Below are 22,628 nucleotides of genomic sequence, written 5' to 3'. Positions count from 1 at the left end.
AAATCACCTTAAACTTTTGTAATGGCGGCGACGATGTCTGCCGTCATGTTGCCTTGCGAAACAAGGGTTGTGGCGGTTTTGGGCATATGCCAGTCGCCGGGCTCGATGCACAACAGTTGACCCCACTCGTGGCCAAAAGAAAAAGCCGCCTCGTTTCCGGGGCGGCTTTGAACAGGAGCGGCGAGTTGCCGAGGGTCAGAACGCCCGGATGGCGTTGCGCGTCGCAAGTACATCCTCAGAGACGTTGCCGGCCGTTGCGGGAACGGAGCCGACGAGATCCAGGAACTTGTAGAGTTCGGTTGCCTGCGAGTTGGTGACGTAGATGATATCGCGATCCTGCATCGGGAATTTCGTGGTGGCAAAGAAGGTTGAGGGATCGCGCAGGTTGGCGCGGAAGATGACCGGAACTTCCTGTCCCGGGAACTTGGACATATCGATGCCAAGCTTCACGAGAAGATCGCGTTTGACGGTACGATAGACATAGACCTGCGCAGGGTCGGCACGGGAATCGAGCAATCCGCCCGCCTTGCCCAGTGCATCCGAGAGCTTGAGCGCGGCGTCCTCAAATTCGAAACGACCATTGAGGCCGGAAGCGCCGAAAGCGAGATAGGTGCGGCGTTCACGCTCCACCATGACCGTGTCGCCCGGAACCACATAGATGTTCTCGGAAGGCGTGCTGACAAGGTGATTGTAGTTGACGCGCGCAGTCTTGCCGCGACGGATCAGCGTGACATAGGATTCGATATTCGGGGCGCTGAGGCCTTTTGCATAGGAGATGACGTCGAGAACGCGGTCACCCGCTTCTGAAAGCTGGACCTTCGTCGGCTCCTTGACGTCGCCAAGCACGGATGCCTGTGCGGAGCGGCTGGAAATCTTGGTGATGAGGACCTGCGGTTCGATCGCCCGGTTGGCCAGACGCTCCTCGATCTCGCTCTGCACATCCTCGACATTGCGGCCGGTTGCGCGGATCTTGCCGGCATAGGGAACGCTGATATTGCCTTCCCGGTCTACCGTCTGGTTCGGCAGGCTGATGAAGTTGCCGGGACGGCTGCCCGCATCGTTTGGAATGAAAAGCCCGCCCGCCTGGCTTTCGAAGATTGCGACCTGCACCACGTCACCAACGCCCATCGGCAACGCCGGAACACCACCCTTGCCACCGCCGAAACTGCCGAGCAGGGTAGCGGTGGTGGTATCGCCGACATAGTTCAGGACGGAACTGTTGATATCGATGAGGGCGTAGTCAACGCCCGCGGTTTTCTTTTTGTCCTTGGAACTGAATTTCACCGAAGCGTTGGATTCGATTGTTGCCGCATCGGGGCCTGATGCCGCGGTGACGGTGCACCCCGCAAGTGCTGCGGAGGCAAGCAGAATCGAAACATTCAATAAACGCATTTGGTCCTCAAAATAAATTTCGTCCGAAAAAAAGAAACAAACCGGACATCGTATAGTTTTATAAAAATCGGCACTTCATATTTGACACCGGTAAATCAAATCTCAACCGGGCATTACATCCGTTCAGCAGAATCGTGTCACGAAATGTCTACGCTTGCATCAGGCTTATTGCCTAACTTCAGGCGACGCTTCAAGTTAAGTCGTCGCTCGATTGCGCCGGAAAACCCGTAGCATGCACAATATTCACGAACCCGAATGGTGTCAGTATCGTCGTTCTTCAATATTCAATCGGACGCCATAATCACTGCGATTACCGCATAGCGCTAGTGCAGTTTTGTCACGCTTGTCCAGTTTCTTTCAGGCTTGACTTAAAAACACGATAATTGGTTGTTTTACAGGATGTTTTCCCTGCGTCAGCGGCCGATCCTCAGTCTCCCCGGTTGGTCTGCGGCGCTGGTTTCACGCTTACGGTGGGCGGAGGCCGGCAGCGCCAGCCACTCTTGAATCCCTAAGCGGATAGCGGTCATCTGTACGATGGCCGGTATGGCAACGCCGATAACGGTCGTGATCGCCAGCAAACTCGCCATATCCGTTACGTGGAAAAGCTTCACCGCGACAGCTCGGGCAAAGCCGATAGCGATGATGTGCATGACATACACGCCAACGGATAACTGGCCGAGTGTCTTGAACATCAACGAAATCGCGCTTTCGCGAATAACGAGCGCCTGCGAAATTGCGATAATCAGGAATATGCCGAGGATTGCGGATGGGAAAGGAAGCCGTTCGGGAATTTCGGTTTGCCACGAGAAATAGGTGGAAATCGCAAAGGCGACGAGAAGCGCGAGAAATGAGCGTACCGTGTATCGCCTCTGCCGAAAACCATATTTCTTGGCAACAATGCCAAGTGTGAAATAGACGAGCCCATATGCGATATCCAAAGGAACAGACTGGCTGTACAGATAAAAAAGCGTGAAGAGGGCAAGCGCAAATGCCATGCGGACAAGCGAAGGCACCTGAACGAAAACATATGATGCAAGTTGGCAGAAAAACAATGCGTAGAGAAACCAGAAGGGGCTGATCGGGTTCCACAGGATTTCGAGGACACGGGTGAAATCTATGGTCGTGTTAGTGAGACCAAAACGCCCCATAGCCACCATCAGACTGCCATGCAGAATTGACCAAAACAGATAGGGGTAAGCGATATTCTTTCCGAGCTTGGCAAGAAAATCCTTCGGGGCGACATTTTTTTCGGAGAAAAAAAGTCCAGACACGAAGAAAAAAAACGGCATATGGAAGGTGTAAATCGTGTAGTCAATAAAGCCCATAAGGCTGAAGTGCGTCGGCATACCGGAAACACTCAAACCTCTTTCCGTGTGACCGAAGACAACCATAATTATGCCGAGACCCTTGGCTATATCATAGCTGTGATCACGCAACGCCTTATCTTCCATGAAAACACCTAATGTAAATTTAAAAATTATTTATAATTTAGTGAACTATTTAGTTGAGATGGATACGAAATTTATTATGAATACTAATCATATCTCGGAAGTATTGAATTAGATTGAAAATATGTCTATTATGGCATCTGTATAAATATGCTGACTATTAAAACCTTGAAGATTCGTATTTGCCGAGGCCCGATCCCGCTGTTGTTATACGCTCCCTGAAGCGTAGCAGAAGTACGGGTAAAATTGCCTCTACCATCTGGACGTCGCGAATGTCCGATATGGTTTTGGCCAGTTCGTTATAAATAAGCGCGGCCTCCGTTATTGTAGACCGTGTAGGCGACTTTTGGCTGCACTCCGTGAAGATCGTCTCGACCCGGTCGCTGATTTTTTGCAGCAGGGCAACGTCGTAGGCAAGAGTAGGTGCCGCTGGCGCCGTGTCAAACATGTCACCCATACCGGCCACGAGCCAACTTATATTGATGCCGAACCGCTCACGATAAAGAGCCAAAACGCCAGCGTCGGGAATACGGTCGCCCCGTTCATAGTAACCAAGCATTGCAACTGTCAGGCCTAGTGCCTCAGCAAATGGCTCACGCTCGTCAAATTTCAGTGCTTCGCGGACCTCGGTCAGCCGTTTTCCTAACGGCGTCTTTGGCTCGACGCGTTTCCTGCTCATAATTCCGCACAAATATCACGATTTGGTATTTACTAGATACCAATTTGTGATATTCCTCTGTTTGTACAAAGACCAAATCACTCATGAGGTAGGCCGGTCAGGGCCGCCTCGCTCACAACGAGGAATCATTATGCACGGCGACTGCACTACGGACAAGGCGACGGCGAAGCGGCGCTGGACAAGAGAGGGTCCGTCACGCGACTTGGGCCTTTCCGTCGACGTCAACAGAGTATATCCAATATGGATATATTCGACCTTGGAAATTGCTTGTCAGGCCCGCTCGGCCAGCGCGAAATTCACGGTATCGGCAAATTCTCGCAGGAAGCGTTCACTTGAAAAGCGGGCGGCGTTGTCGACACAGGCGTTCTTGTCGAAACTGTCGGAGTTGTCGACAAACTCCTGCACCGCAGCGCAGATGGCTTCAGGCGTTTGCTCGCGGAAATAAAGCCCGGTCGGCTGATTGGAGGCGCCGAGAGGAACAACGGTCTCTAGTACGCCGCCTTTTCCATAGGCGATGACGGGTGTTCCCAGCGCTTGCGATTCAACCGGGACGATGCCGAAATCGTCTTCGGCGGCGAAGACGAATGCCTTGGCTTCCGCCATGTATTTGTGAAGCTCGTCATTGCCGACGAAGCCGAGAATCTCGACATTTGGAGTTGCGATTTCCTTGATGCGTTTCATGTCCGGGCCGTCGCCGATGACGACCAGTCGTCTGTCAGGCATTTTTGCAAAGGCTTCCACGATGAGGTGGACCTTCTTGTAAGGCACCAGCCGTGAAGCCGTGACGAAATAATCGCCTTTCAGGTCGGAAGGGGAGAGATGGGAAGTATCCACGGGCGGATAAATAACCGTAGAGTCGCGTCCGTAGCATTTGCGAACCCGGCTGCGAATGAATTTGGAATTGACCGTCATGAGATCGACGCCGTTGGCGGTGCGGATGTCCCACATGCGAATATAGTGAAGAACGGCACGGGCGATCCACGAGGCGAAACCGCGACTAAGCTTCGATTCTTTCAGGTACTGGTGCTGGAGATCCCAGGCGTAACGGATGGGGCTGTGAATATAGGAGACGTGAAACTGGCCGGGTCCGGTGATGACGCCCTTGGCGACGGCGTAGCTTGAGGAAATCACCAGATCGTAGCCGCTGAGATCAAATTGTTCGACGGCCAGCGGCATCAGCGGCAGATAGGAGCGATATTTTTTCCGAGCGAAAGGCAGTTTCTGGATGAAGGAGGTGTTGACCGGCCTGCCGCCGAGAAAGCCCCGGTCTCGATCGCTCATGAAATCGACAAGGCAATAGAGATCCGCGTGAGGATAGATCTCAAGAAGGTTGTGAAGCACTTTTTCGGCCCCACCTCTGTCGGTGAGCCAGTCATGCACGATTGCCGTCTTCATGATTTCCTCAATAATTTCAACGTAATAAAAATTTATAACCCGCCTTGGAATAAAGCTCGGCGGTTTAGAATATCTGGTCTGTCTGCAGCCCTTAAAAACACGGCTGGGGAAGGCGAATAACGTAACGATTAATAAGAATGCGAGATTATGTCTGTCGTAATCTAGTCTTGGTCTGATCCTCAATAGCACTTTGTTCGCAAATGCGAAATATCAAAGCCTCTTAATTCCTCCTCTTCGTTTTCCCGTCGAAAGCCAGCCGTAGTTTCCGCAGTTCCGGCTGGCAGCAGCGGTGTTTGCCGCGCGCCGTGTTTCGGGCGAAATAGCCTCTTTTCCATCGACTTACGTTCCGTTTCCGCCTCTTGCAAAGGCCCGTCTTCCATTTCGCCTGTCTTGGAAACCCTTCCTCGCGCCGCATTGTTATTGACAAGGCGCCTTATCGAGTTATTCTGTTATAAAGATTGATATAACATAATAATGGAACTCATAAGGTCGGAACCAAGAGCTGGGAGCTTAACAATGAGACGTAAACTTGCATTTCTCGCCACTGCCGCTTTGATGCTTGCGCCGGGGGTGATGATGGCTGCGGAAAAGGGCGGTGTGATCAATGTCGCCACGATCGGCGAGCCGCCGACACTCGATCCCATGGCCTCGACGGCCGATCTCGTCGGCATTGTCACGCAACATATTTTCGAAACGCTCTACACCTTCGACAAGGGGTGGAAGGTGACGCCGCTTCTGGCGGAAAGCCTGCCTGACATCAGTGCGGACGGCAAAACCTACACGATCAAGCTGCGGAAGGGCATCAAGTTCCATGACGGCAGCGATATGTCCTCGGAAGACGTCGTCACCTCGCTTGGCCGCTGGATGAAGATCGCATCACGCGGAAAACAGGTCGCCGGTTTCATCGACAATATCTCCGCGCCTGATGCCGAGACGGTGACGATCACCCTCAAGCAGCCTTATGCACCGCTGACGTCCCTGCTGGCCTTCAACAATTCAGCGGCCATAATTCTGCCCGCTGAAAAGCAGGCTGAGCCGATGACAGAATTTGTCGGCACCGGCCCGTATATGTTGAAGGAACGCAAGGCGGACCAATATATCCAGCTCGTCCGTTTCGACGGCTACAAGTCTCGTGACGGTGAAAGTGACGGATATGGCGGTGCGCGCCATCAGTATCTCGATGAAATCCGTTTCGTTCCGGTTCCCGATCCGAATACCCGTGTCGAGGCCGCCGTTTCCGGCCAGTATGACTATGTCGATTCCATTCCGGTGGAATCCTTCACCAAGGTGAAGTCCTCCTCGGCCTCGCAGCCGTTGATGCTGAAGCCCTTCGGTTATCCGGTCTTTGTATTCAACACCAAGGAAGGTTTGTCTTCCAAGCTGGAGGTCCGCAAGGCGGTGACCGAAGCGTTGAACATGGAGGACATGCTGGCGGCGGCGTTCGGCAGCACGGATTTCTATGCGCTTGATGGCGCCTATTATCCGTCCAATTTCTCCTGGCATTCGGAAGAGGGCGTCGAAGGCAATTATAATGTCGGCAACCCGGAGGCCGCAGCCGAAAAGCTGAAGGCCGCCGGTTATAATGGCGAGCCGCTGCGCATCCTCACCAGCCGTCAGTATGAGTTCCACTACAAAATGGCGCAGGTGGCAGCGGAATATCTGAAGCTTGCCGGTTTCAAGGTGGATATGCAGGTGGTGGACTGGGCGACGCTGACGCAGCGTCGTGCCGACCCGAAGCTCTGGGATATCTACATCAGCCACAGCCCCTTCCTGCCGGAGCCGGCGCTGATCGGCGCACTTTCCACGGGTTCGCCGGGCTGGTGGGACACGCCGACACGCAAGGCGGCGGTTGACGCTTTCACCTCGGAAGCTGATCCGGAGAAGCGCATTGCTCTCTGGGCCAAGGTGCAGAAGACGATCTATGACGAGCTGCCGCTCATCAAGATCGGCGACTTCAACGCCGTGGCGGCGAAGTCCAACAAGCTTGATGGCGTCGATCCGGCTCCCTGGCCCTATTTCTGGAATGCTTCGGTTACGAAGTAAGACCGCTCCGCATTCCGTGACCCCGGACTGAATCCGGGGTCCAGCGCGATCAAGTCTTTGACCGCAAGAGGACGCCTTCACCACGCAGACGCGCGGTGGCTGGATGCCGGATCAGATCCGGCATGAGGGAGGCGGGAGTTTTCCAGCCATGAGCGCCGGGTTTACCGGCACTCGTCGACAACTCTGTTCAACCGTCGCCTGAGAGCGGCCCATCACGCGCTTCGGAGCATTCATACGTGATACGGTATATTTTCCAGAGACTTGCCGGAATGATCGTGGTGATGTTTCTCGTCGTCACCATCGTCTTCATCATCCTGCGCGTCACGCCCGGTGATCCGGCGGCCGTGATGCTCGGGCCGGATGCCTCGGCGCAGGACATCGCGGAGTTGCGCACCAGACTTGGCCTCGATCAGTCGCTTGGCGTGCAATATGTCTACTATATCGGGCAATTGCTGCGCGGTGATCTCGGCCAGTCGATCTTCCTCAACATGCCGGTTGGATCGGCGCTTCTGGATCGGGCGGAACCGACCTTCTTCCTGACGATCTTTTCGCTGTTGATCGCCAGTGCCATCGCGCTTCCCATCGGCATCTATGCTGCTTACCGGCGCGGTTCCTTCGTGGATCAGGCAGCGACAACCATTGCGATGCTGGCGGCGAGCATTCCGAGCTTCTGGCTTGGCCTGATCCTCATGCAGTTCTTCGCCGTCCGGCTCGATATGTTCCCGGTGTCGGGATATGGCGGTCCGGGCGCAAGCTTCCTCGAGCGCATGTACCACCTGACCTTGCCGGCCATCGCACTCGGCCTCGTTTCTTCCGCCCTCATTCTGCGCTTTACCCGCGCCTCGATGCTGGATGTTCTCGGCGACGACTACGTCCGCACCGCCAGAGCCAAGGGCGTCAAGGAACGCCGGGTTGTGATGAAACACGCGCTGAAGAACGCACTCATCCCCATCCTCACCGTGCTTGGTCTCACCGCCGCCGTGCTGATTTCCGGCGCGGTCGTTACGGAAACCGTGTTTGGCCTGCCGGGCGTCGGCAATCTCGTCGTGTCGGCCGTCTTGAGGCGCGATTATCCGGTCATTCAGGGCGCGCTTCTCGTCATCGCCGGGCTTTACGTGCTCATCAATTTTGCCATCGACATGCTGTATCTGCTGGTCGATCCGAGGGTTCGTTACTGATGGCCGATATCACCTCCACCGCCCAGCCGGCGCGCAACCCGACCGTCCTGTTCATTCGGCGTCTGTTGAAGCGCAAGACGGTCGCAGCCGGTTTGATCGTGCTGCTCGTCTTCGTGCTGCTCGCCGTTTTCGCGCCGATGATCGCGCCATATTCGCCATCGAAACTGTCGATCGTCAACCGTCTGAAACCGCCGAGCGAACTCTACTGGTTCGGCACCGACGAGTTCGGCCGCGACGTTTTTTCCCGTACCATTTTTGCGGGAAGGCTGTCGCTTCTGGTGGGGGCCGCCGTGGTGGCGCTCTCGGCGTTGCTCGGCATCACGCTCGGCCTGCTTGCCGGTTTCTTCCAGAAACTGGATACGCCGATCGCGCGACTGATCGATGCCATGATGGCGTTTCCGGATATTTTGCTGGCCATCGCGCTAGTGGCCGCACTCGGGCCGTCGCTGACGACGGTAATCATTGCGCTTGCCGTCGTTTATTCGCCGCGCCTTGCCCGCATCGTGCGCGCCTCGACGCTGGTGATCCGGGAATTGCCCTATGTGGAGGCGGCCAAGGCGCTTGGCATCTCCACCTTCCACATCATGACGCGGCATGTGCTGCGCAATCTGATCTCGCCGATCCTTGTGCAGTGCACCTTCCTTTTCGCCAGCGCCATGCTTGCCGAGGCCGGCCTTTCATTTCTGGGGCTGGGTGTCAGCCCCGAAATTCCGACCTGGGGAACCATGATCTCCGCTGGCCGCCAATATATCGGCCAGGCGGACTGGATGACCTATTTCCCCGGCTTTGCCATCATTCTTTCCGTGCTCTCGCTGCAAATGGTCGGCGACGGGCTGCGGGACATGCTCGACCCAAGACTGCGAAGGGATTTGTAATATGACGTCCGGTGAACAGGCAAAAACGCCTTTTCAAGCTCCCATTCTTCTCTCCAATGTGAAACCCGTCGGCTTCGAAAAGGGCGCGCCACAGGCCCAGACCGATATCCTGATCGGCGGCGATGGCAAGGTCGTGGCGGTTGGGCCTGCCCTTCAGGCGCCGGCGGATGCGCAGCGCATCGACGCAAAGGGCGCATTCGTCTCGCCCGGCTGGGTGGATCTGCACGTGCACATCTGGCATGGCGGCACCGATATCTCCATCCGTCCCTCAGAATGCGGGGCCGAGCGCGGCGTGACGACGCTGGTGGATGCCGGTTCGGCGGGGGAAGCAAATTTCCACGGTTTCCGGGAATATATCATTGAACCCTCGAAGGAACGCATCAAGGCCTTCCTCAATCTCGGCTCCATCGGGCTTGTCGCCTGCAACCGGGTGCCGGAACTGCGCGATATCAAGGATATCGACCTCGACCGCATCCTTGAATGTTATGCCGAGAACAGCGAGCATATAGTCGGCCTCAAGGTGCGGGCGAGCCATGTCATTACGGGTTCCTGGGGTGTTACGCCGGTCAAACTCGGCAAGAAGATCGCCAAGATCCTGAAAGTGCCGATGATGGTGCATGTGGGTGAACCGCCTGCGCTCTACGATGAGGTGCTGGAAATTCTCGGCCCCGGCGATGTCGTGACCCATTGCTTCAACGGCAAGTCCGGCTCCAGCATCATGGAAGACGAGGACCTGTTCAACCTTGCGGAGCGCTGCGCCGGGGAAGGCATCCGGCTGGATATCGGCCACGGCGGTGCATCCTTCTCCTTCAAAGTGGCGGAAGCGGCGATCGCGCGCGGCCTTTTGCCCTTCTCGATCTCCACGGATTTGCATGGCCATTCGATGAATTTCCCCGTCTGGGATCTGGCGACGACCATGTCGAAGCTGCTCTCGGTCGATATGCCCTTCGAAAATGTCGTCGAGGCCGTCACCCGCAATCCGGCCTCCATCATCCGCCTCGACATGGAAAACCGCCTCGATGTTGGCCAGCGCGCGGATTTCACGGTTTTCGATCTTGTCGATGCCGATCTGGAGGCGACCGATTCCAATGGCGATGTTTCGCGTCTCAAGCGGCTGTTCGAGCCGCGCTATGCGGTCATCGGTGCGGAGGCCATTGCCGCCAGCCGTTATGTCCCAAGAGCGCGCAAGCTCGTGCGCCACAGCCATGGCTATTCCTGGCGCTGAACCGACTGGAGCGGCGGGGAGGGATGCTCTCCGCCTTCCGCAGAGAATATGGGATACCCGTCCCGGTATTATGAGGAATTCGCGTGAAACAGTCTTCGCTTGAGGCAGATGGGCGTCATTCGCCCTACGACCGGCTTGCCGCGCTCGGCATCTCGCTGCCGCCACCACCGCCGCCGATCGCCAATTTCGTCACGCATGTGGTGGAAGGCAACATGCTCTATCTTTCGGGGCAGGGCCCGAGGGAGGAGAACGGACACTTGTACGCCGGCAAGGTCGGGGCCGAGATCGGGCTGGACGAGGCGTACCAGCATGCGCGTTTAACCGGCATCAATCTTCTTGCCGTCATGCATGAGGCGCTTGGGGATCTGTCGCGGGTGAAGAAGGTGGTCAAGCTGCTGGGCATGGTCAATGCGGTCAGCGACTTCCGCGATCACCCAAGTGTCATCAACGGTTGTTCGGATCTCTTCATCGATGTGTTCGGCGATGCGGGGCAACACGCCCGCTCCGCCGTGGGGTTCGGTTCGCTGCCGGGCAACATCACCGTCGAGATAGAAGCCATCATCGCCCTTAGGGATTGAGGCCGTTCAATGGTTGCGCCAGCCCATCAGCTTTTCGATCCTTTCGGCCGAAACCCTGACCTGTTCGGTGTAGTGGTTTTCGTCCGCCAGCACCTTCTGTTCCGGCAGAACGATGGAGATCGTCGCCACGCATTCTCCATTGGTGTCGCAGATCGGCGAGGCGATGCAGGCAACGGCGTAGTCGGATTCCGCAACCTGTATCGACAGCCGGTCACGGAACGCCGTGCCTGCCGATTGAGAAAGCGCTTCCGGGTTGATTTCCGCACGGCCGGTGGGCGACGTGCGGGCGCAGCGTTTGAAAAGCTCGACTCGCTCCTCTTCCGGCAGATGGCCGACGAGCAGGCGGCCGGATGCCGTCCAGTTCAAGGGAACGCGGGTGCCGACGCGCGAGGCAACCTGGAAATGGCTGGGGCCATCCGCCATGGCGAGCACCAGCATATGGTCACCGTCGCGACCGCAAAGCTGCACCGTCTCGCCTGCATGGCGGCACAGATCATGCATTTCGTGGGTGGCGACACCCATGAAATCCAGCGAGCGGGCATAGGCAAGGCCGTAGTGATAAAGCCGCGCGCCGAGCCATATGTTACCGTCGGCGTTGCGCGCCAGCATGTTCTTTTCGACCAGATCGTCGACGATCACATAGACGGTGGAAAGTGGCGCCTTGATCGCCTTGGCAATGGCGTAAGCGCCAGCTGGCGATCCGGTTTCGTAAAGGTAATCAATCACCTGAAGAGCGCGATCAATGCCGCTGACACGCGAGCGCTTGGCCACCTTCGCGTCCGGGTTTTCCTGGGTCGCGGACAAGGCGTGTGAAGACAATTCGTCCAGTTTATGGGCGTCCAATTTCGGGCTCCTCATGAATTCTGAGAAGCTATTACATTATTATGGCATATATGTCGATGCCTATCGCATCGCAAAGACAGGAGAAAGACATGACCGAGGATATCAGAAGCAGGATCGGCCTTCGCCCGGTCATCAACGTCTCGGGCACCATGACGTCGCTCGGTGCTTCCATCGTCGTTCCAGAGGCGGTTGAGGCCATGGCGGCGATCCTGCCGCAATTCGTAGAGATCAACGATCTGCAGCGCAAGGCAAGCGCGATCATCGCGAGACTGACGGGCGGCGAGGCTGGTTTCGTCACTGCCTCCTGCTCTTCCGGCATCAGCCTTGCTGTTGCCGGGGCCATCACCGGCAACAATCTCCTGGCCATCGAAAAGCTGCCTGATATCGCACCGGAAAAGAACGAAGTGCTGGTGCAGATGGGGCACGTGGTGAGCTACGGCGCGCCGGTGGATCAGGCGATCCGGCTTGGTGGCGGCAAGGTGGTGCTGGTCGGGCAGGCCACATCGACCCATCGCTTCCACATGGAAAACGCCATCACCGAAAAGACGGCGGCGGCGGTCTATGTCATCTCGCACCATGTCGTAAATTATGGCCTGCTGCATCTTTCCGAATTCGTAGAGATCGCGCATGCCAAGGGTGTTCCGGTTATCGTGGATGCGGCGTCCGAATATGATCTGGAGCTGTTTCTGGCCACCGGCGCAGATATTGTCCTCTATTCCGGCCACAAGTTTCTCGGCGGCCCCACCTCCGGCATCGTGGCCGGAAGTAAGGAACTGGTGCGCAACTCCTTCCTGCAAAATATGGGTATTGCCCGCGGCATGAAGGTCGGCAAGGAAAGCATCTATGGCGTTATGGCGGCACTGGAAGCCTGGGAAAAGCGCGACCATGCCGGCATCCGTGAGCGCGAGACCGGATATCTCAATCTCTGGAAGGAAACGCTGGATGGCCGCCCGGGCGTGACCGCGCTCATCGAGCCGGATCCGACCAATAACCCGCTCGACAGGCTGCGCGTGATCATCGATGCCGAAGAAGCGCATATCACTGCCTGGGACCTGACGACGGCGTTGGCCAGGGGCAATCCTCCCATCATCACCCGCGACCACGAGGTAGAGCATCGCTATTTCTATCTCGACCCATGCAACCTGCATCCCGGACAGGAAACCATCGTTGCTTCCCGGCTGGCGGATGAGCTGGACAAGGCGCGCGCCTCCAACGAGGTGATTGCAACACCTTTCGAAGACCGGAGCCGCCACCGCTTCGACGGCATGCTGCGCTGGCCGGACTAGGCTTGACCGCTTGCGCCGCCAAAACCTAACGACAAGAAGGGAACGATCATGACCATGCCGCAGGCAGCACCCGTTGGTGCCGAAGATGCCGTGCTTTCCGTCCGCAATCTCACCACGTCCTTTCACGTGGATGGCGGCTGGAAACCCGTGGTTCGTGATATTTCCTTCGATGTCGGGCCGGGTGAGACGGTCGCGATTGTCGGTGAAAGTGGCTCGGGTAAAAGCGTTACCTCCCTCTCCATCATGCGGCTGCTGGATCGTGAAAGCAGCAGGGTGGAGGGTGAAATCCTGCTTGGCGGGCGCAACCTGCTGTCCCTCTCTGAAGATGCCATGCGGCGGGTGCGGGGAAATGAGGTCGCCATGATCTTTCAGGAGCCGATGACCAGCCTCAACCCGCTGTTCACCATCGGTGACCAGATTTCCGAGGCCTTGTTATGCCACCAGCCGATGTCGAAAACAGAGGCAAAAGCGGAGACGGTTCGTCTGCTCGAAAAGGTCCGTATTCCTTCAGCCGCATCGCGTTTCGATGAATATCCGCATCGCTTTTCCGGCGGCATGCGCCAGCGCGTGATGATCGCCATGGCGCTTGCATCCCGGCCGAAGCTGCTGATCGCCGACGAGCCGACGACCGCACTCGATGTGACCATTCAGGGCCAGATCCTTGACCTCATCAAGACGCTTCAGGAGGAGGAAGGCACGTCGGTTCTGTTCATCACCCATGATATGGGCGTGGTGGCGGAAATCGCCGATCGTACCGTCGTCATGTATCGCGGCGAGCAGGTGGAAGTTGGCGCTACTGCCGATATTTTCCATCGCGGCAAGCATCCCTACACCCGCGCGCTTTTGTCCGCCGTTCCGGTTCTGGGTTCTATGACGGGTGAGGAAAGACCGCTCAGATTTCCCATCGTCAACACCACCACAGGCGAAACGCAGCAGCAAGCGCGGCCGGGCGATACCGTTGACGCGAGTGCCCAGCCGGTGCTCAAGGTAGAAGGGCTGACCAAGCGCTTCGATATTCACTCTGGCCTTTTGGGACGGCTCAGCGGCCGCGTGCATGCGGTGGAGAATGTGTCCTTTGATCTCAGGGCCGGCGAGACATTGTCGTTGGTCGGCGAAAGCGGTTGCGGCAAATCGACCACCGGGCGTGCCATCATGCGACTGATCGTGCCGGATGCCGGCTCAGTGGTGGTCAATGGCGAGAATATTCTCGCCCTCGACAAATTAGGCATGCGCGAGATGCGCAAAACGGTGCAGATGATCTTTCAGGACCCCTATGCCTCGCTCAATCCGCGCATGACGGTAGGTGCGGCGATTGCCGAACCGTTTCTGGAGCACCGCATGGGAAGCGCCCGCGAGGCGAAGGATGTTGTGGCCGATATGCTGGCGAAGGTCGGCCTTTCGCCCGATATGGCGGCGCGCTACCCTCATGAATTTTCCGGCGGCCAGCGTCAGCGTATCTGTATCGCCCGCGCGCTTGCGCTCCAGCCGAAGGTGATTGTCGCCGATGAGAGCGTTTCGGCGCTTGATGTTTCGATCAAGGCGCAGGTCATCAACCTGATGCTGGATCTGCAGCAGAGCCTCGATCTCGCCTTCCTGTTCATCAGCCATGACATGGCGGTGGTGGAGCGCGTCAGCCACCGGGTAGCGGTGATGTATCTCGGCGAGATCGTTGAAATCGGCCCACGTGCGGCGGTGTTCGACAATCCGCAGCATGATTACACCCGCAAACTGATGGCCGCCGTGCCGGTGCCGGACCCGGACCGCAGAAACACCCGGCGAAATGCCGCGAATGACGAGCTGAAAAGCCCGATCCGCGCGATCGATTACGTGGTGAAACCGCGTGAGTACCGTGAGGTCTCGCCCGGCCACCTTGTCGCCTGCTAAGGCGAGTTAAAGACCCGGTACATCGGATGTCGCGAAAGGCACGCGGTAACCGCGCCCGAATGTTTCGCGCTGTCCGAGCTGACGATACCATCGCTGTACCGCTGCATAATTGTCGAGTTCGATTTTATGGCGCGCGAAACGCGAGACCCATGGCCAGATGGCGATATCGGCTATGGAAAAATCACCGGCGATGAATTCCCGGCCCGTCAGTCGCTCGTTCAGTGTGCGGTAGAGTCGCTCCGTATCCGAGGCGAAACGCGCCTCCGCAAAGGGTGCCTGTCCGGCATTATAGGTCAGGAAATAATGGGCATAACCGAGTGTCGGGCCAAAATTGGCGGCCTGCCACATCAGCCATTCGGTGACTGCCAGCCGCGCAGCGGGGGAGGCAGGCAGAAGACGCCCGGTCTTTTCGGCGAGATAGATCAGAATCGCGTTCGATTCCGTTAGAACTGTGCCGTTATCGCGATCGATGATTGCCGGGATTTTCGAACCGGGATTGATGCGGGTATAGTCGGCTGAGAATTGTTCGCCTTTTTCGATGTCGATGGCGTGGCTGACATAGGGCAGGCCGAGTTCCTCCAGCGCAATCGAGATTTTCAGGCCGTTCGGGGTGATCCAGGTGTAGAGGTCGATCATGCTAATCGAACATCGCCTCATCTAGTGGCAAAGCCCGCCTGCCTTTCTTGCCGGTCACATCAGAAAGATCAGTATAAAGACCGCGCAATGTCAGAACGAGCTGGATGATGCGCGGATCGGTGACGCGATAAATCACCTGTTTGCCTTCCCGCGAGCCTTCGATCACACCGGCATCGCGCAATTCGGCAAGCTGCTGGGAAAGTGTCGGTTGCTGAATGCCGAGTTCATATTCCAGTGCGGAAACGGAAGCCTCCGTTTCCATGAGATAACAGACGATGGCCAGGCGATTGGCGTTGGCGACAAGCTTTAAAAGCTCGCTCGCCTCCACCACGCTGCGGCAGATGAGATTGGAAACCGGTTTCGTCACGACTACAGGTCCATTTTTCAAACTATAAAAAAGTAAATTGTATTGCGATAAATTTCAATGGTTTGATTAGGTCGAGTTTGACCACATCAGGATTTTTTTAAAATCTACAGGATTGGTAGATTTCTCTTTCGCTTTCCCGCAGAGGATCGCCAAAACGTTCCTCGAAAACATTCTATAAAAAAGTAGATTGATTGAGAAATGAGGTGTCGACATGAAAATCGGGGTCCATCCCAACAATCTGCATTTAAGGCTCGCCCGGCTCTGGCCCGGCGCGTTTGATGAATTCGATCCGGAATTCGTGCCCTACCGCGAGGGGCGCGATACCGCAGCGCTTTTGGAAAAAGGCGAAATTCATTTCGGCGGCACGGGCTCGACGCCGCCAATCGAGGCGGATGCGCGCGGGCTTTCCGCAGCTTATATCGCCGCCTCGGCACCACGCCCCGCAAACGGCGCGATCCTCGTGCGGCGCGACAGCCCCATCCGCTCTGCGGCCGACCTTTCGGGAAAACGCATATCGCTGATTGACGGGTCTTTTCATACCTATCTTCTTGCGCGTAGCCTGGAAGGGGCGGGGCTTGGTCTTGCGGAGGTAATACGCATCGAGAGCGGTGACAGCGATAGCCTGCGCGATCTCGTGGAAGGCCGCGTCGATGCCTGGGTGACGATGTCGCCACGGCTCGAAAAAGCCCTGACCCATGAAGGGATCAGTCTTCTGGTCCGTTGCGGCTCCACCATTCCCAACCGTTCGCTGTTCTGGACGCTTGCGCGGCACACTGTGGCGCTGGAACAACGCGAGGCGATTGCCGCCGAACTGGACCGCGTTGGCCGCGCCGTCATGGCGGATATAGACAGAGCCGCGGCCCTTCTTGCCGCCGAGCCGGGCAGCGAAGGCGATGCGCAGTCCTGGGCAAAGGTGCTGCGCTCACGCGATCTTTCGGTGGTGCCCGCCGCCGAAAATATCCTTGCCGAACAGCAGGAGGAGGCCGATACGCTTTACAGGCACGGCCATTTCTCTTTACCGGTTCTGACCGGGCAGAGCCCGGCCCCACAATCAGCCAGCGCGGGAGGCGACAGATGAACGTTTTCTGGTACATGTGCGCGCCAGATGGTGCCTATCCCTGGCAACCGGAAGGATCCCGCAAGGTCGATCTCGGCTATTACAAGCAGCTTGCGCTTGCTTATGATCAGCTTGGTTACACAGGCGCCCTGTTTGCCACCGGCGCGCATGATGTCTGGGTTCTGGCTGGCGCACTGCTTTCCTATACCGAGCGGCTGAAGTTTCTGGTCGCGATTCATCCGGGCCTTGTCGCGCCAACGCTGCTCGCCAAGATGGCGGCGACGCTTCAGGAATTTTCGCGCGGACGCCTGCTGATCAACGTCGTCTCTGGCGATGCAAAGATGCTCGGTGCATATGGCATGACCATGCCGCATGACGAGCGCTACGATATGGCGGATGAATATCTGCAGATCTGGCATCGTCTTTTTGCCGGTGAGACGGTCGATTTCAAGGGCCGCCATTTCCAGACCGAAGGCGCAAAGTTGGCACTGCCGGTGGGGCAAGGCATAGAGCCACCACCGCTATGGTTCGGCGGCTCTTCGGAGAAGGCGATCGAGGTTGCCGCCAAACATGTCGAGACCTATCTTTCTTGGGGTGAAACACCTGATCAGATCGGCGCGAAGGTCAATCTCGTCAAGGCGCGTGCGGAGAAACTCGGCCGCGAGCTGGAATACGGCATTCGCCTGTATGTGATTGTCCGCGATACGGATGAAGAGGCATGGACCGCCGCCGCCGATCTTTACGGGCGCATGGACGAGCGTTCCATTGCCGCCAACCAGCGTTTCGTCGGCAAGACGGATTCCGTCGGCCAGCAGCGCATGACGGCGATGCATGGTGGACAGAAGCCTGAGAACCTGCGTGATCTCGAAATTGCCCCCAATCTCTGGGCCGGCATCGGTCTTGTCCGGCCGGGACCGGGCACCGCAATTGTCGGGTCGCCCGATACGGTCATCCGTACGCTGGAGGCCTATAAAAAGGCGGGCGTGAATACCTTTATTCTGTCCGGCATGCCATTGCTGGAAGAGGCCTTCCGTTTCGGGGAAAAGGTTCTTCCGCGTCTTGATGTATCGCGGGAAGTTTCGTCAGCCAAACAATTCACCTGGTCGACTTTGTTCGACCGCGACCTCTCGGCAAAGGCATCGTAAGCATGGCCTTCCGGGAGTGGAGAAAAAAGACATGACGGCTGGTCCGGCAACAACGATTGCACAACGGCGCATCGGTCCGCAGCGTGCGGCGGAACGGGCGCTTGCCGTTCTGGACAAGGGGCTCGGCGCGGTCGCCGCCGCAATCCTTGCGACTCTTCTCGTGGTGGTGCTGGTCAATGTCACCCTGCGTTATCTGTTTCACACTGGCTTCATCGGTGCGGAAGACCTCGGCATCTGGCTGCATGTGGCGATGATCGCGGTCGGCGCGCCGCTCAGCCTCAAAAGCGCGCTTGCCATGCGGCTCGATGTTTTCGTTCGGTTTTTGCCTGAGCGGTTTCATGCCGCCACGGAAGTTCTGGCGGACGCCTTCTCCTTCGTTGCAGCACTGATCCTCGCCTTCGGTGGCGTTGAAATCGCGGCGATGCTGGGCGGTACGTCTCCGACACTCGGTCTGCCGGAATGGGTGCGTTTCGGCTTTCTGGGTGCAGGCGGCGCACTGATCCTTCTTTACCTAGTGCTTCAGCGTGTCAGTGAGGGCAAGACATTTGCCGTTCTAGCGTCTCTCACCATTGCAATTGTGGCCTATGTCGGCCTGCCGGAAGTCTTCGTTGATACGAGCCTGCCGCCCAGCCTGTTTCTGGCGCTGACGGCGGCGGTGGGGCTGGTGCTGGCAGCACCGCTCGCCCATGCCTTTCTCGCCGCAGCCTATGTAGCGATCGCCTTCGGCAGTACCTTGCCGGAGCCGGCCATCGTTTCCTCAACGGTGACAGGCATGTCGAAATTCCTGCTGCTCGCCATCCCCTTCTTCCTGCTGGCCGGAAGCCTGCTGACGGAATCGGGCGTTGCCAACCAGCTGGTTCGGTTCGCCGCCTCCATGGTTGGACACCGCCGGGCAGGGCTGGCACAGACGACGCTGTTGACCAGCGTGCTGTTTTCCGGCGCATCCGGTTCCTCTGTCGCCAACGCCGCCTTCGGCGCTTCAACCTTCCAGCCGGAACTGGTGAAACACGGCTATCCGCCGGCGCAGGCGGGCGCGATCATTGCTGCCACGTCGGTGCTCGACAATGTCATCCCGCCCTCCATCGCCTTTCTCATCCTCGCAACGGCTACCAACCTGTCGGTGGGCTCGTTGCTGGTCGGCGGCTTTTTTGCCGGCGGGCTGATGGCGATCTGCCTTGCGGTGGCTATCCATTGGAGCGTGCGCAGCGTCGATACCCTGCCGCGCGCCACGGGCACGGAACGCTGGCGCTCGGCTATCGCCGCCATACCCGCCTTCGGTCTTGGCGTCATCGTGGTGGTCGGCATCCGCATCGGCGTCGTCACCACCACGGAGGCGGCCGCACTTGCCGCACTCTACACGCTGCTTCTCGGCTTCGGGTACCGGCTGGGCGCGGGGCGTATCTTCGCAACTTTCCGGCAATCAGCCGGTGAGGCGGCGGCCATCGGTCTCCTTATCGGCACGGCAGGCCCCTTCGCCTTCCTTCTGGCGGTCGATAATGTCTCCGGCCTCGTCACGGATTTCGTGACATTGCTTGGCGGCAGCAAGATCGCGGTGCTTCTGCTTTCCAACCTCATCCTGCTCGTGGTGGGGCTGGTGCTGGATATCGGTGCGGCCATCCTGCTGTTTGGACCGATCCTGTTACCCGCGGCCGTTGCGGCCGGCATCGATCCCATCCATTTCGGCGTCATTCTCGTGGTCAACCTGATGATCCATGGCCTCACACCACCGCTCGGCATGCTGATCTTCGTCGTCAGCGGTGTCACCCGCATTCCAGCGACGGCGCTATTCCAGGCCGTCGTTCCCTATCTCCTATCCCTTCTCGTTTCCCTCGCCATTCTGTGCGCCTGGGCCATTGTCTTCTAAATCCGGGGTTTTATTCATGACTATTATCGATCGTCGCAATCTCCTGAAACTCTCCGCTGCGGGTGTGGCAGCACTTGCCACGCCCGCCTTCGTCCGCAACGCAAATGCCAGGACCCGTAACATTACGGTCGCTTCCCTGTTCGCGGACGACAAGCCGGAGACGAAAATCTGGGTGAAGATCAGCGAGCTGGTGGAGGCAAAGCTGCCCGGCCGTTTCCGCTTCAACATCGTCAAGAGCGGTGCGCTGGGCGGCGAAAAGGAAGTGGCGGAAAATATCCGTCTCGGATCGGTTCAGGCGAGCCTTTCCACGGTCTCTTCGCTCTCCGGCTGGGTGCCGGAACTGCAAATCCTCGATCTGCCCTTCCTGTTCCGCGATGCAGACCATGTGCGCAAGGTGGTGACGGGCGAGACCGGCAGCGAGCTGAAGACCAAGCTTGGCGCGCAGCAATTCGTCGCCGTAGACTTCATCAACTACGGTGCGCGCCATCTCCTGACCAAGGAGCCGGTAACCCGACCAGAGCAGCTCAAAGGCAAGAAGATCCGCGTCATCCAGAGCCCGCTGCACACCAAGCTGTGGAGCGCCTTCGGCACCACACCGGTCGGCATTCCCATCACCGAGACCTATAATGCACTGTCAACCGGCGTAGCCGACGCCATGGATCTGACGAAGTCCGCCTATGCCGGGTTCAAGCTTTACGAGGTTGTGCCCTACATGACCGAGACCGGCCATATCTGGGCATCGGGCGTGGTTTATTATGGTGCGGCTTTCTGGAACCAACTCGATGACGAAGAAAAGAAGGTTCTTGCCGAGGCTTCCAGCGAAGGCGCGCTTTATTTCAACCAGCTGATCGTTGAGGATGAGGCGAAATCGGTGGAGCTCGCCGTTTCGAAGGGCGGCAAGGTCTTGCAGCCGGAAGCCTTGGATGAATGGCGCAAGGGTGCGCAGGGCGTCTGGCAGGATTTCGCCGGCACTGTCGGCGGCATCGAGAAAATACAGGCGATCCAGTCGGCCTGATACCGATGCACTATTGTAAATGGGGAGGGCGCTTGAGCGCCCTCCCCATTTTTTCGATCAGCGGATATCCTGCGGCAGAACGACCGAAGGAATATTCTGGTAGGAAACCGGGCGCGTGAAGCGGCGGATCGACATGGTGCCGACCGAGGTCGCACCGAAGTTCGTGGAAGCCGGGTAGGGGCCGCCGTGAACCATGGCTTCGGAGACTTCAACGCCGGTCGGGAAGCCATTGGCGAGAACGCGGCCGGCCTTGCGCTCGAGGATCGGCAGCAGCTTGCGGCCGAGTTCGGCGTCACCTGCGTCAAGATGCATGGTCGCTGTCAGCTGACCTTCGAAGCTCTTTGCCACTTCGATCATTTCTTCAGCGTTGTCGACCGTCACGATGAGGCCGAGCGGTCCGAAGACTTCTTCGGCGAGCGCGTGGTTGGCAACCCAATCCTTGCCCGAAACGCGGAACAGGTAAGGCGTTGCGTTACGCAGGTCGCAGGTGGTGGTCAAAACGTCGCGCACGCCGTTGCCGGCTGCGATGCGGTCGCGACCGTCACGATAGGCAGCGGCGATACCGTCGGTCAGCATGACCTGCGGGCCGACTTCGGAAAGGGCCGCACGTGCGGTTTCCGACACGGCATCCGCCTGCGAGGCAAGCACCACGGCAATGCCGGGATTGGTGCAGAACTGGCCAGCACCCATGGTGAGCGAACCTGCCCAGCCCTTGGCGATGGCTTCACCGCGCGCGGAAACGGCTTCCGGCAGCAGGAACATCGGGTTGACAGAACCGAGTTCGCCGAAGAACGGGATCGGTTCCGGACGCTGGGCGCAGAGATCGAACAGTGCGCGGCCACCGGCGAGCGAGCCGGTGAAGCCGACTGCCTTGATGCGCGGATGCTGGACGAGCGCGGAACCGACATCGCGGCGGCCGCCCTGGATCAGCGAGAAGACGCCGGGATGCAGATTGTGCTTCTTGACGGCGGCGAGAACGGCCTCGGCAATAATTTCACCGGTGCCGGGATGGGCGGAATGGCCCTTGACCACAACCGGGCAGCCGGCTGCGAGAGCGGCGGCGGTATCACCACCGGCGGTCGAGAAGGCGAGCGGGAAGTTGGAAGCACCGAAGACCGCAACGGGGCCGATCGGACGCTGCATCAGACGGATATCCGGGCGCGGCAGCGGCTGGCGGTCCGGCAGCGCTTCGTCGTGGCGGCGGTCAAGATAGTCACCCTTGCGGATATGCGATGCGAAAAGGCGAAGCTGTCCGGTAGTGCGGCCGCGTTCACCCTGCAGGCGTCCTGCGGGCAGGCCGGTCTCGGACGTGCCGATTTCAGTGATGGCGTCGGCGCGGGCCTCGATCTCATCGGCGATGGTGTCGAGGAATGCGGCGCGCTCTTCGCGGGTCGTGTAGCCGTAGCTCCAGAAAGCCTCTTCGGCTGCTTCTGCGGCCGCATTCACCAGATCGACGGTGCCGACCGAAAAATCGAAAGCTTCGCCATGTGCAGGCTCGCTGCGGAATTTCGCTTCCGTGGCGACCCATTCTCCTGCAACCAGATGTTTGCCGTGCGGCTTGAAACTCATTGTGCTCTTCCCTGAAAATCTGATCCTGTGTGGAAAATCCACCCGATACCGTAAAACCGGACCGAAGGGCGACAGCCTGAAAGCCATCAGCCGCGATCCTTGTCCGGTTGCCCTCTGCCTTAGCCCGAGTAGGGCTTCAGCGAAAGCCG

Annotated in this window: 19 protein-coding genes; 11 read left to right on the top strand and 8 right to left on the bottom strand. The window is 58.2% G+C overall.

What is annotated here, in order from left to right; genetic code table 11:
• Nucleotides 1-195 precede the first annotated feature (195 nt).
• The 4 genes from CRP02_RS05085 to CRP02_RS05070 all read right to left on the bottom strand — a co-directional run bounded on the left by CRP02_RS05085 (nucleotide 196) and on the right by CRP02_RS05070 (nucleotide 4,914).
• Entirely contained in the window at nucleotides 196-1,392 is a 1,197-nt protein-coding gene (locus CRP02_RS05085) for a polysaccharide biosynthesis/export family protein (protein ID WP_013761539.1), read from the bottom strand.
• A 413-nt stretch (nucleotides 1,393-1,805) separates the two neighbouring features.
• Complete coding sequence (locus CRP02_RS05080) at nucleotides 1,806-2,843, bottom strand: acyltransferase family protein (protein WP_097170451.1); 1,038 nt, start codon at nucleotides 2,841-2,843, stop codon at nucleotides 1,806-1,808.
• 157 nt (nucleotides 2,844-3,000) lie between these two features.
• A complete protein-coding gene (locus CRP02_RS05075; protein ID WP_097170450.1) occupies nucleotides 3,001-3,519 on the bottom strand; it encodes a helix-turn-helix domain-containing protein in 519 nt (172 codons plus the stop codon).
• A 270-nt stretch (nucleotides 3,520-3,789) separates the two neighbouring features.
• Entirely contained in the window at nucleotides 3,790-4,914 is a 1,125-nt protein-coding gene (locus CRP02_RS05070; RefSeq protein WP_097100171.1) for a glycosyltransferase family 4 protein, read from the bottom strand.
• A gap of 516 nt (nucleotides 4,915-5,430) precedes the next feature.
• On the opposite strand from CRP02_RS05070, the gene CRP02_RS05065 reads away from it, so the two are divergent.
• The 5 genes from CRP02_RS05065 (at nucleotide 5,431) to CRP02_RS05045 (ending at nucleotide 10,813) form a co-directional block, all read left to right on the top strand.
• The gene (locus tag CRP02_RS05065) at nucleotides 5,431-6,957 is read left to right on the top strand and encodes an ABC transporter substrate-binding protein (protein WP_097170449.1); all 1,527 of its coding nucleotides are present in this window, start codon (nucleotides 5,431-5,433) and stop codon (nucleotides 6,955-6,957) included.
• Nucleotides 6,958-7,193: 236 nt separating this feature from the next.
• A complete protein-coding gene (locus CRP02_RS05060; RefSeq protein ID WP_003510794.1) occupies nucleotides 7,194-8,135 on the top strand; it encodes an ABC transporter permease in 942 nt (313 codons plus the stop codon).
• The gene (locus CRP02_RS05055; RefSeq protein ID WP_097170448.1) at nucleotides 8,135-9,010 is read left to right on the top strand and encodes an ABC transporter permease; all 876 of its coding nucleotides are present in this window, start codon (nucleotides 8,135-8,137) and stop codon (nucleotides 9,008-9,010) included. The genes CRP02_RS05060 and CRP02_RS05055 overlap by 1 nt, the downstream gene beginning before the upstream one ends.
• A 1-nt stretch (nucleotide 9,011) precedes the next feature.
• Nucleotides 9,012-10,235: an amidohydrolase/deacetylase family metallohydrolase gene (locus CRP02_RS05050; RefSeq protein WP_038493995.1), complete on the top strand. Its 1,224-nt coding sequence runs from the start codon at nucleotides 9,012-9,014 to the stop codon at nucleotides 10,233-10,235.
• 83 nt (nucleotides 10,236-10,318) lie between these two features.
• Nucleotides 10,319-10,813, top strand: a complete 495-nt coding sequence (locus CRP02_RS05045) for a RidA family protein (RefSeq protein WP_019564632.1) — start codon at nucleotides 10,319-10,321, stop codon at nucleotides 10,811-10,813.
• A 6-nt stretch (nucleotides 10,814-10,819) separates the two neighbouring features.
• On the opposite strand, the gene CRP02_RS05040 is transcribed toward CRP02_RS05045, so the two are convergent.
• Nucleotides 10,820-11,656, bottom strand: coding sequence for an IclR family transcriptional regulator (locus CRP02_RS05040; protein ID WP_179783941.1), 837 nt, complete (start codon nucleotides 11,654-11,656; stop codon nucleotides 10,820-10,822).
• 89 nt (nucleotides 11,657-11,745) lie between these two features.
• Between CRP02_RS05040 and CRP02_RS05035 the strand changes: the two genes are divergently transcribed.
• Both CRP02_RS05035 and CRP02_RS05030 read left to right on the top strand, forming a co-directional pair.
• Nucleotides 11,746-12,942, top strand: a complete 1,197-nt coding sequence (locus CRP02_RS05035; protein ID WP_097171248.1) for an aminotransferase class V-fold PLP-dependent enzyme — start codon at nucleotides 11,746-11,748, stop codon at nucleotides 12,940-12,942.
• Nucleotides 12,943-12,990: 48 nt separating this feature from the next.
• Nucleotides 12,991-14,826, top strand: coding sequence for an ABC transporter ATP-binding protein (locus CRP02_RS05030; protein ID WP_097170446.1), 1,836 nt, complete (start codon nucleotides 12,991-12,993; stop codon nucleotides 14,824-14,826).
• A 6-nt stretch (nucleotides 14,827-14,832) separates the two neighbouring features.
• Here the strand turns inward: CRP02_RS05030 and CRP02_RS05025 are convergent, their stop codons facing one another.
• Nucleotides 14,833-15,462, bottom strand: a complete 630-nt coding sequence (locus CRP02_RS05025; RefSeq protein ID WP_097170445.1) for a glutathione S-transferase family protein — start codon at nucleotides 15,460-15,462, stop codon at nucleotides 14,833-14,835.
• Between the two features lies 1 nt (nucleotide 15,463).
• Entirely contained in the window at nucleotides 15,464-15,829 is a 366-nt protein-coding gene (locus tag CRP02_RS05020; protein ID WP_097170444.1) for an ArsR/SmtB family transcription factor, read from the bottom strand.
• 211 nt (nucleotides 15,830-16,040) lie between these two features.
• Here CRP02_RS05020 and CRP02_RS05015 point away from each other — a divergent pair, with 211 nt between their 5' ends.
• Genes CRP02_RS05015 through CRP02_RS05000 form a run of 4 tightly spaced genes read left to right on the top strand, consistent with a single transcriptional unit; the run spans nucleotide 16,041 to nucleotide 20,910 of the window.
• Nucleotides 16,041-16,907 (top strand): ABC transporter substrate-binding protein, encoded by an 867-nt coding sequence (locus tag CRP02_RS05015; RefSeq protein WP_097170443.1) that lies wholly within the window; start codon nucleotides 16,041-16,043, stop codon nucleotides 16,905-16,907.
• Nucleotides 16,904-18,031: an LLM class flavin-dependent oxidoreductase gene (locus tag CRP02_RS05010; protein ID WP_097170442.1), complete on the top strand. Its 1,128-nt coding sequence runs from the start codon at nucleotides 16,904-16,906 to the stop codon at nucleotides 18,029-18,031. Before CRP02_RS05015 ends, CRP02_RS05010 begins: the two co-directional genes overlap by 4 nt.
• A gap of 31 nt (nucleotides 18,032-18,062) precedes the next feature.
• On the top strand, nucleotides 18,063-19,895 hold the full coding sequence (locus CRP02_RS05005; protein WP_097170441.1) for a TRAP transporter large permease subunit: 1,833 nt from the start codon (nucleotides 18,063-18,065) through the stop codon (nucleotides 19,893-19,895).
• 16 nt (nucleotides 19,896-19,911) lie between these two features.
• On the top strand, nucleotides 19,912-20,910 hold the full coding sequence (locus tag CRP02_RS05000; protein WP_097170440.1) for a TRAP transporter substrate-binding protein: 999 nt from the start codon (nucleotides 19,912-19,914) through the stop codon (nucleotides 20,908-20,910).
• Nucleotides 20,911-20,967: 57 nt separating this feature from the next.
• Here the strand turns inward: CRP02_RS05000 and CRP02_RS04995 are convergent, their stop codons facing one another.
• Nucleotides 20,968-22,479, bottom strand: a complete 1,512-nt coding sequence (locus tag CRP02_RS04995) for an aldehyde dehydrogenase (NADP(+)) (RefSeq protein WP_097170439.1) — start codon at nucleotides 22,477-22,479, stop codon at nucleotides 20,968-20,970.
• Nucleotides 22,480-22,628 lie beyond the last annotated feature (149 nt).

The sequence above is a fragment of the Rhizobium sp. AN5 genome (assembly GCF_900215255.1).
GTDB classification, from domain to species: domain Bacteria; phylum Pseudomonadota; class Alphaproteobacteria; order Rhizobiales; family Rhizobiaceae; genus Agrobacterium; species Agrobacterium tumefaciens.
The sequence above is the reverse complement of the archived record's forward strand: the minus strand, read 5'-3'. Positions and strand labels throughout refer to the sequence as shown.

Coding starts and splice junctions, on each gene's coding strand:
- CRP02_RS05075 (WP_097170450.1), bottom strand. CDS start 3,519: ATGAGCAGGAAACGCGTCGAGCCAAAGACGCCGTTAGGAAAACGGCTG.
- CRP02_RS05055 (WP_097170448.1), top strand. CDS start 8,135: ATGGCCGATATCACCTCCACCGCCCAGCCGGCGCGCAACCCGACCGTC.
- CRP02_RS05080 (WP_097170451.1), bottom strand. CDS start 2,843: ATGGAAGATAAGGCGTTGCGTGATCACAGCTATGATATAGCCAAGGGT.
- CRP02_RS05065 (WP_097170449.1), top strand. CDS start 5,431: ATGAGACGTAAACTTGCATTTCTCGCCACTGCCGCTTTGATGCTTGCG.
- CRP02_RS04995 (WP_097170439.1), bottom strand. CDS start 22,479: ATGAGTTTCAAGCCGCACGGCAAACATCTGGTTGCAGGAGAATGGGTC.
- CRP02_RS05000 (WP_097170440.1), top strand. CDS start 19,912: ATGACTATTATCGATCGTCGCAATCTCCTGAAACTCTCCGCTGCGGGT.
- CRP02_RS05010 (WP_097170442.1), top strand. CDS start 16,904: ATGAACGTTTTCTGGTACATGTGCGCGCCAGATGGTGCCTATCCCTGG.
- CRP02_RS05050 (WP_038493995.1), top strand. CDS start 9,012: ATGACGTCCGGTGAACAGGCAAAAACGCCTTTTCAAGCTCCCATTCTT.
- CRP02_RS05025 (WP_097170445.1), bottom strand. CDS start 15,462: ATGATCGACCTCTACACCTGGATCACCCCGAACGGCCTGAAAATCTCG.
- CRP02_RS05070 (WP_097100171.1), bottom strand. CDS start 4,914: ATGAAGACGGCAATCGTGCATGACTGGCTCACCGACAGAGGTGGGGCC.
- CRP02_RS05015 (WP_097170443.1), top strand. CDS start 16,041: ATGAAAATCGGGGTCCATCCCAACAATCTGCATTTAAGGCTCGCCCGG.
- CRP02_RS05085 (WP_013761539.1), bottom strand. CDS start 1,392: ATGCGTTTATTGAATGTTTCGATTCTGCTTGCCTCCGCAGCACTTGCG.
- CRP02_RS05035 (WP_097171248.1), top strand. CDS start 11,746: ATGACCGAGGATATCAGAAGCAGGATCGGCCTTCGCCCGGTCATCAAC.
- CRP02_RS05005 (WP_097170441.1), top strand. CDS start 18,063: ATGACGGCTGGTCCGGCAACAACGATTGCACAACGGCGCATCGGTCCG.
- CRP02_RS05030 (WP_097170446.1), top strand. CDS start 12,991: ATGACCATGCCGCAGGCAGCACCCGTTGGTGCCGAAGATGCCGTGCTT.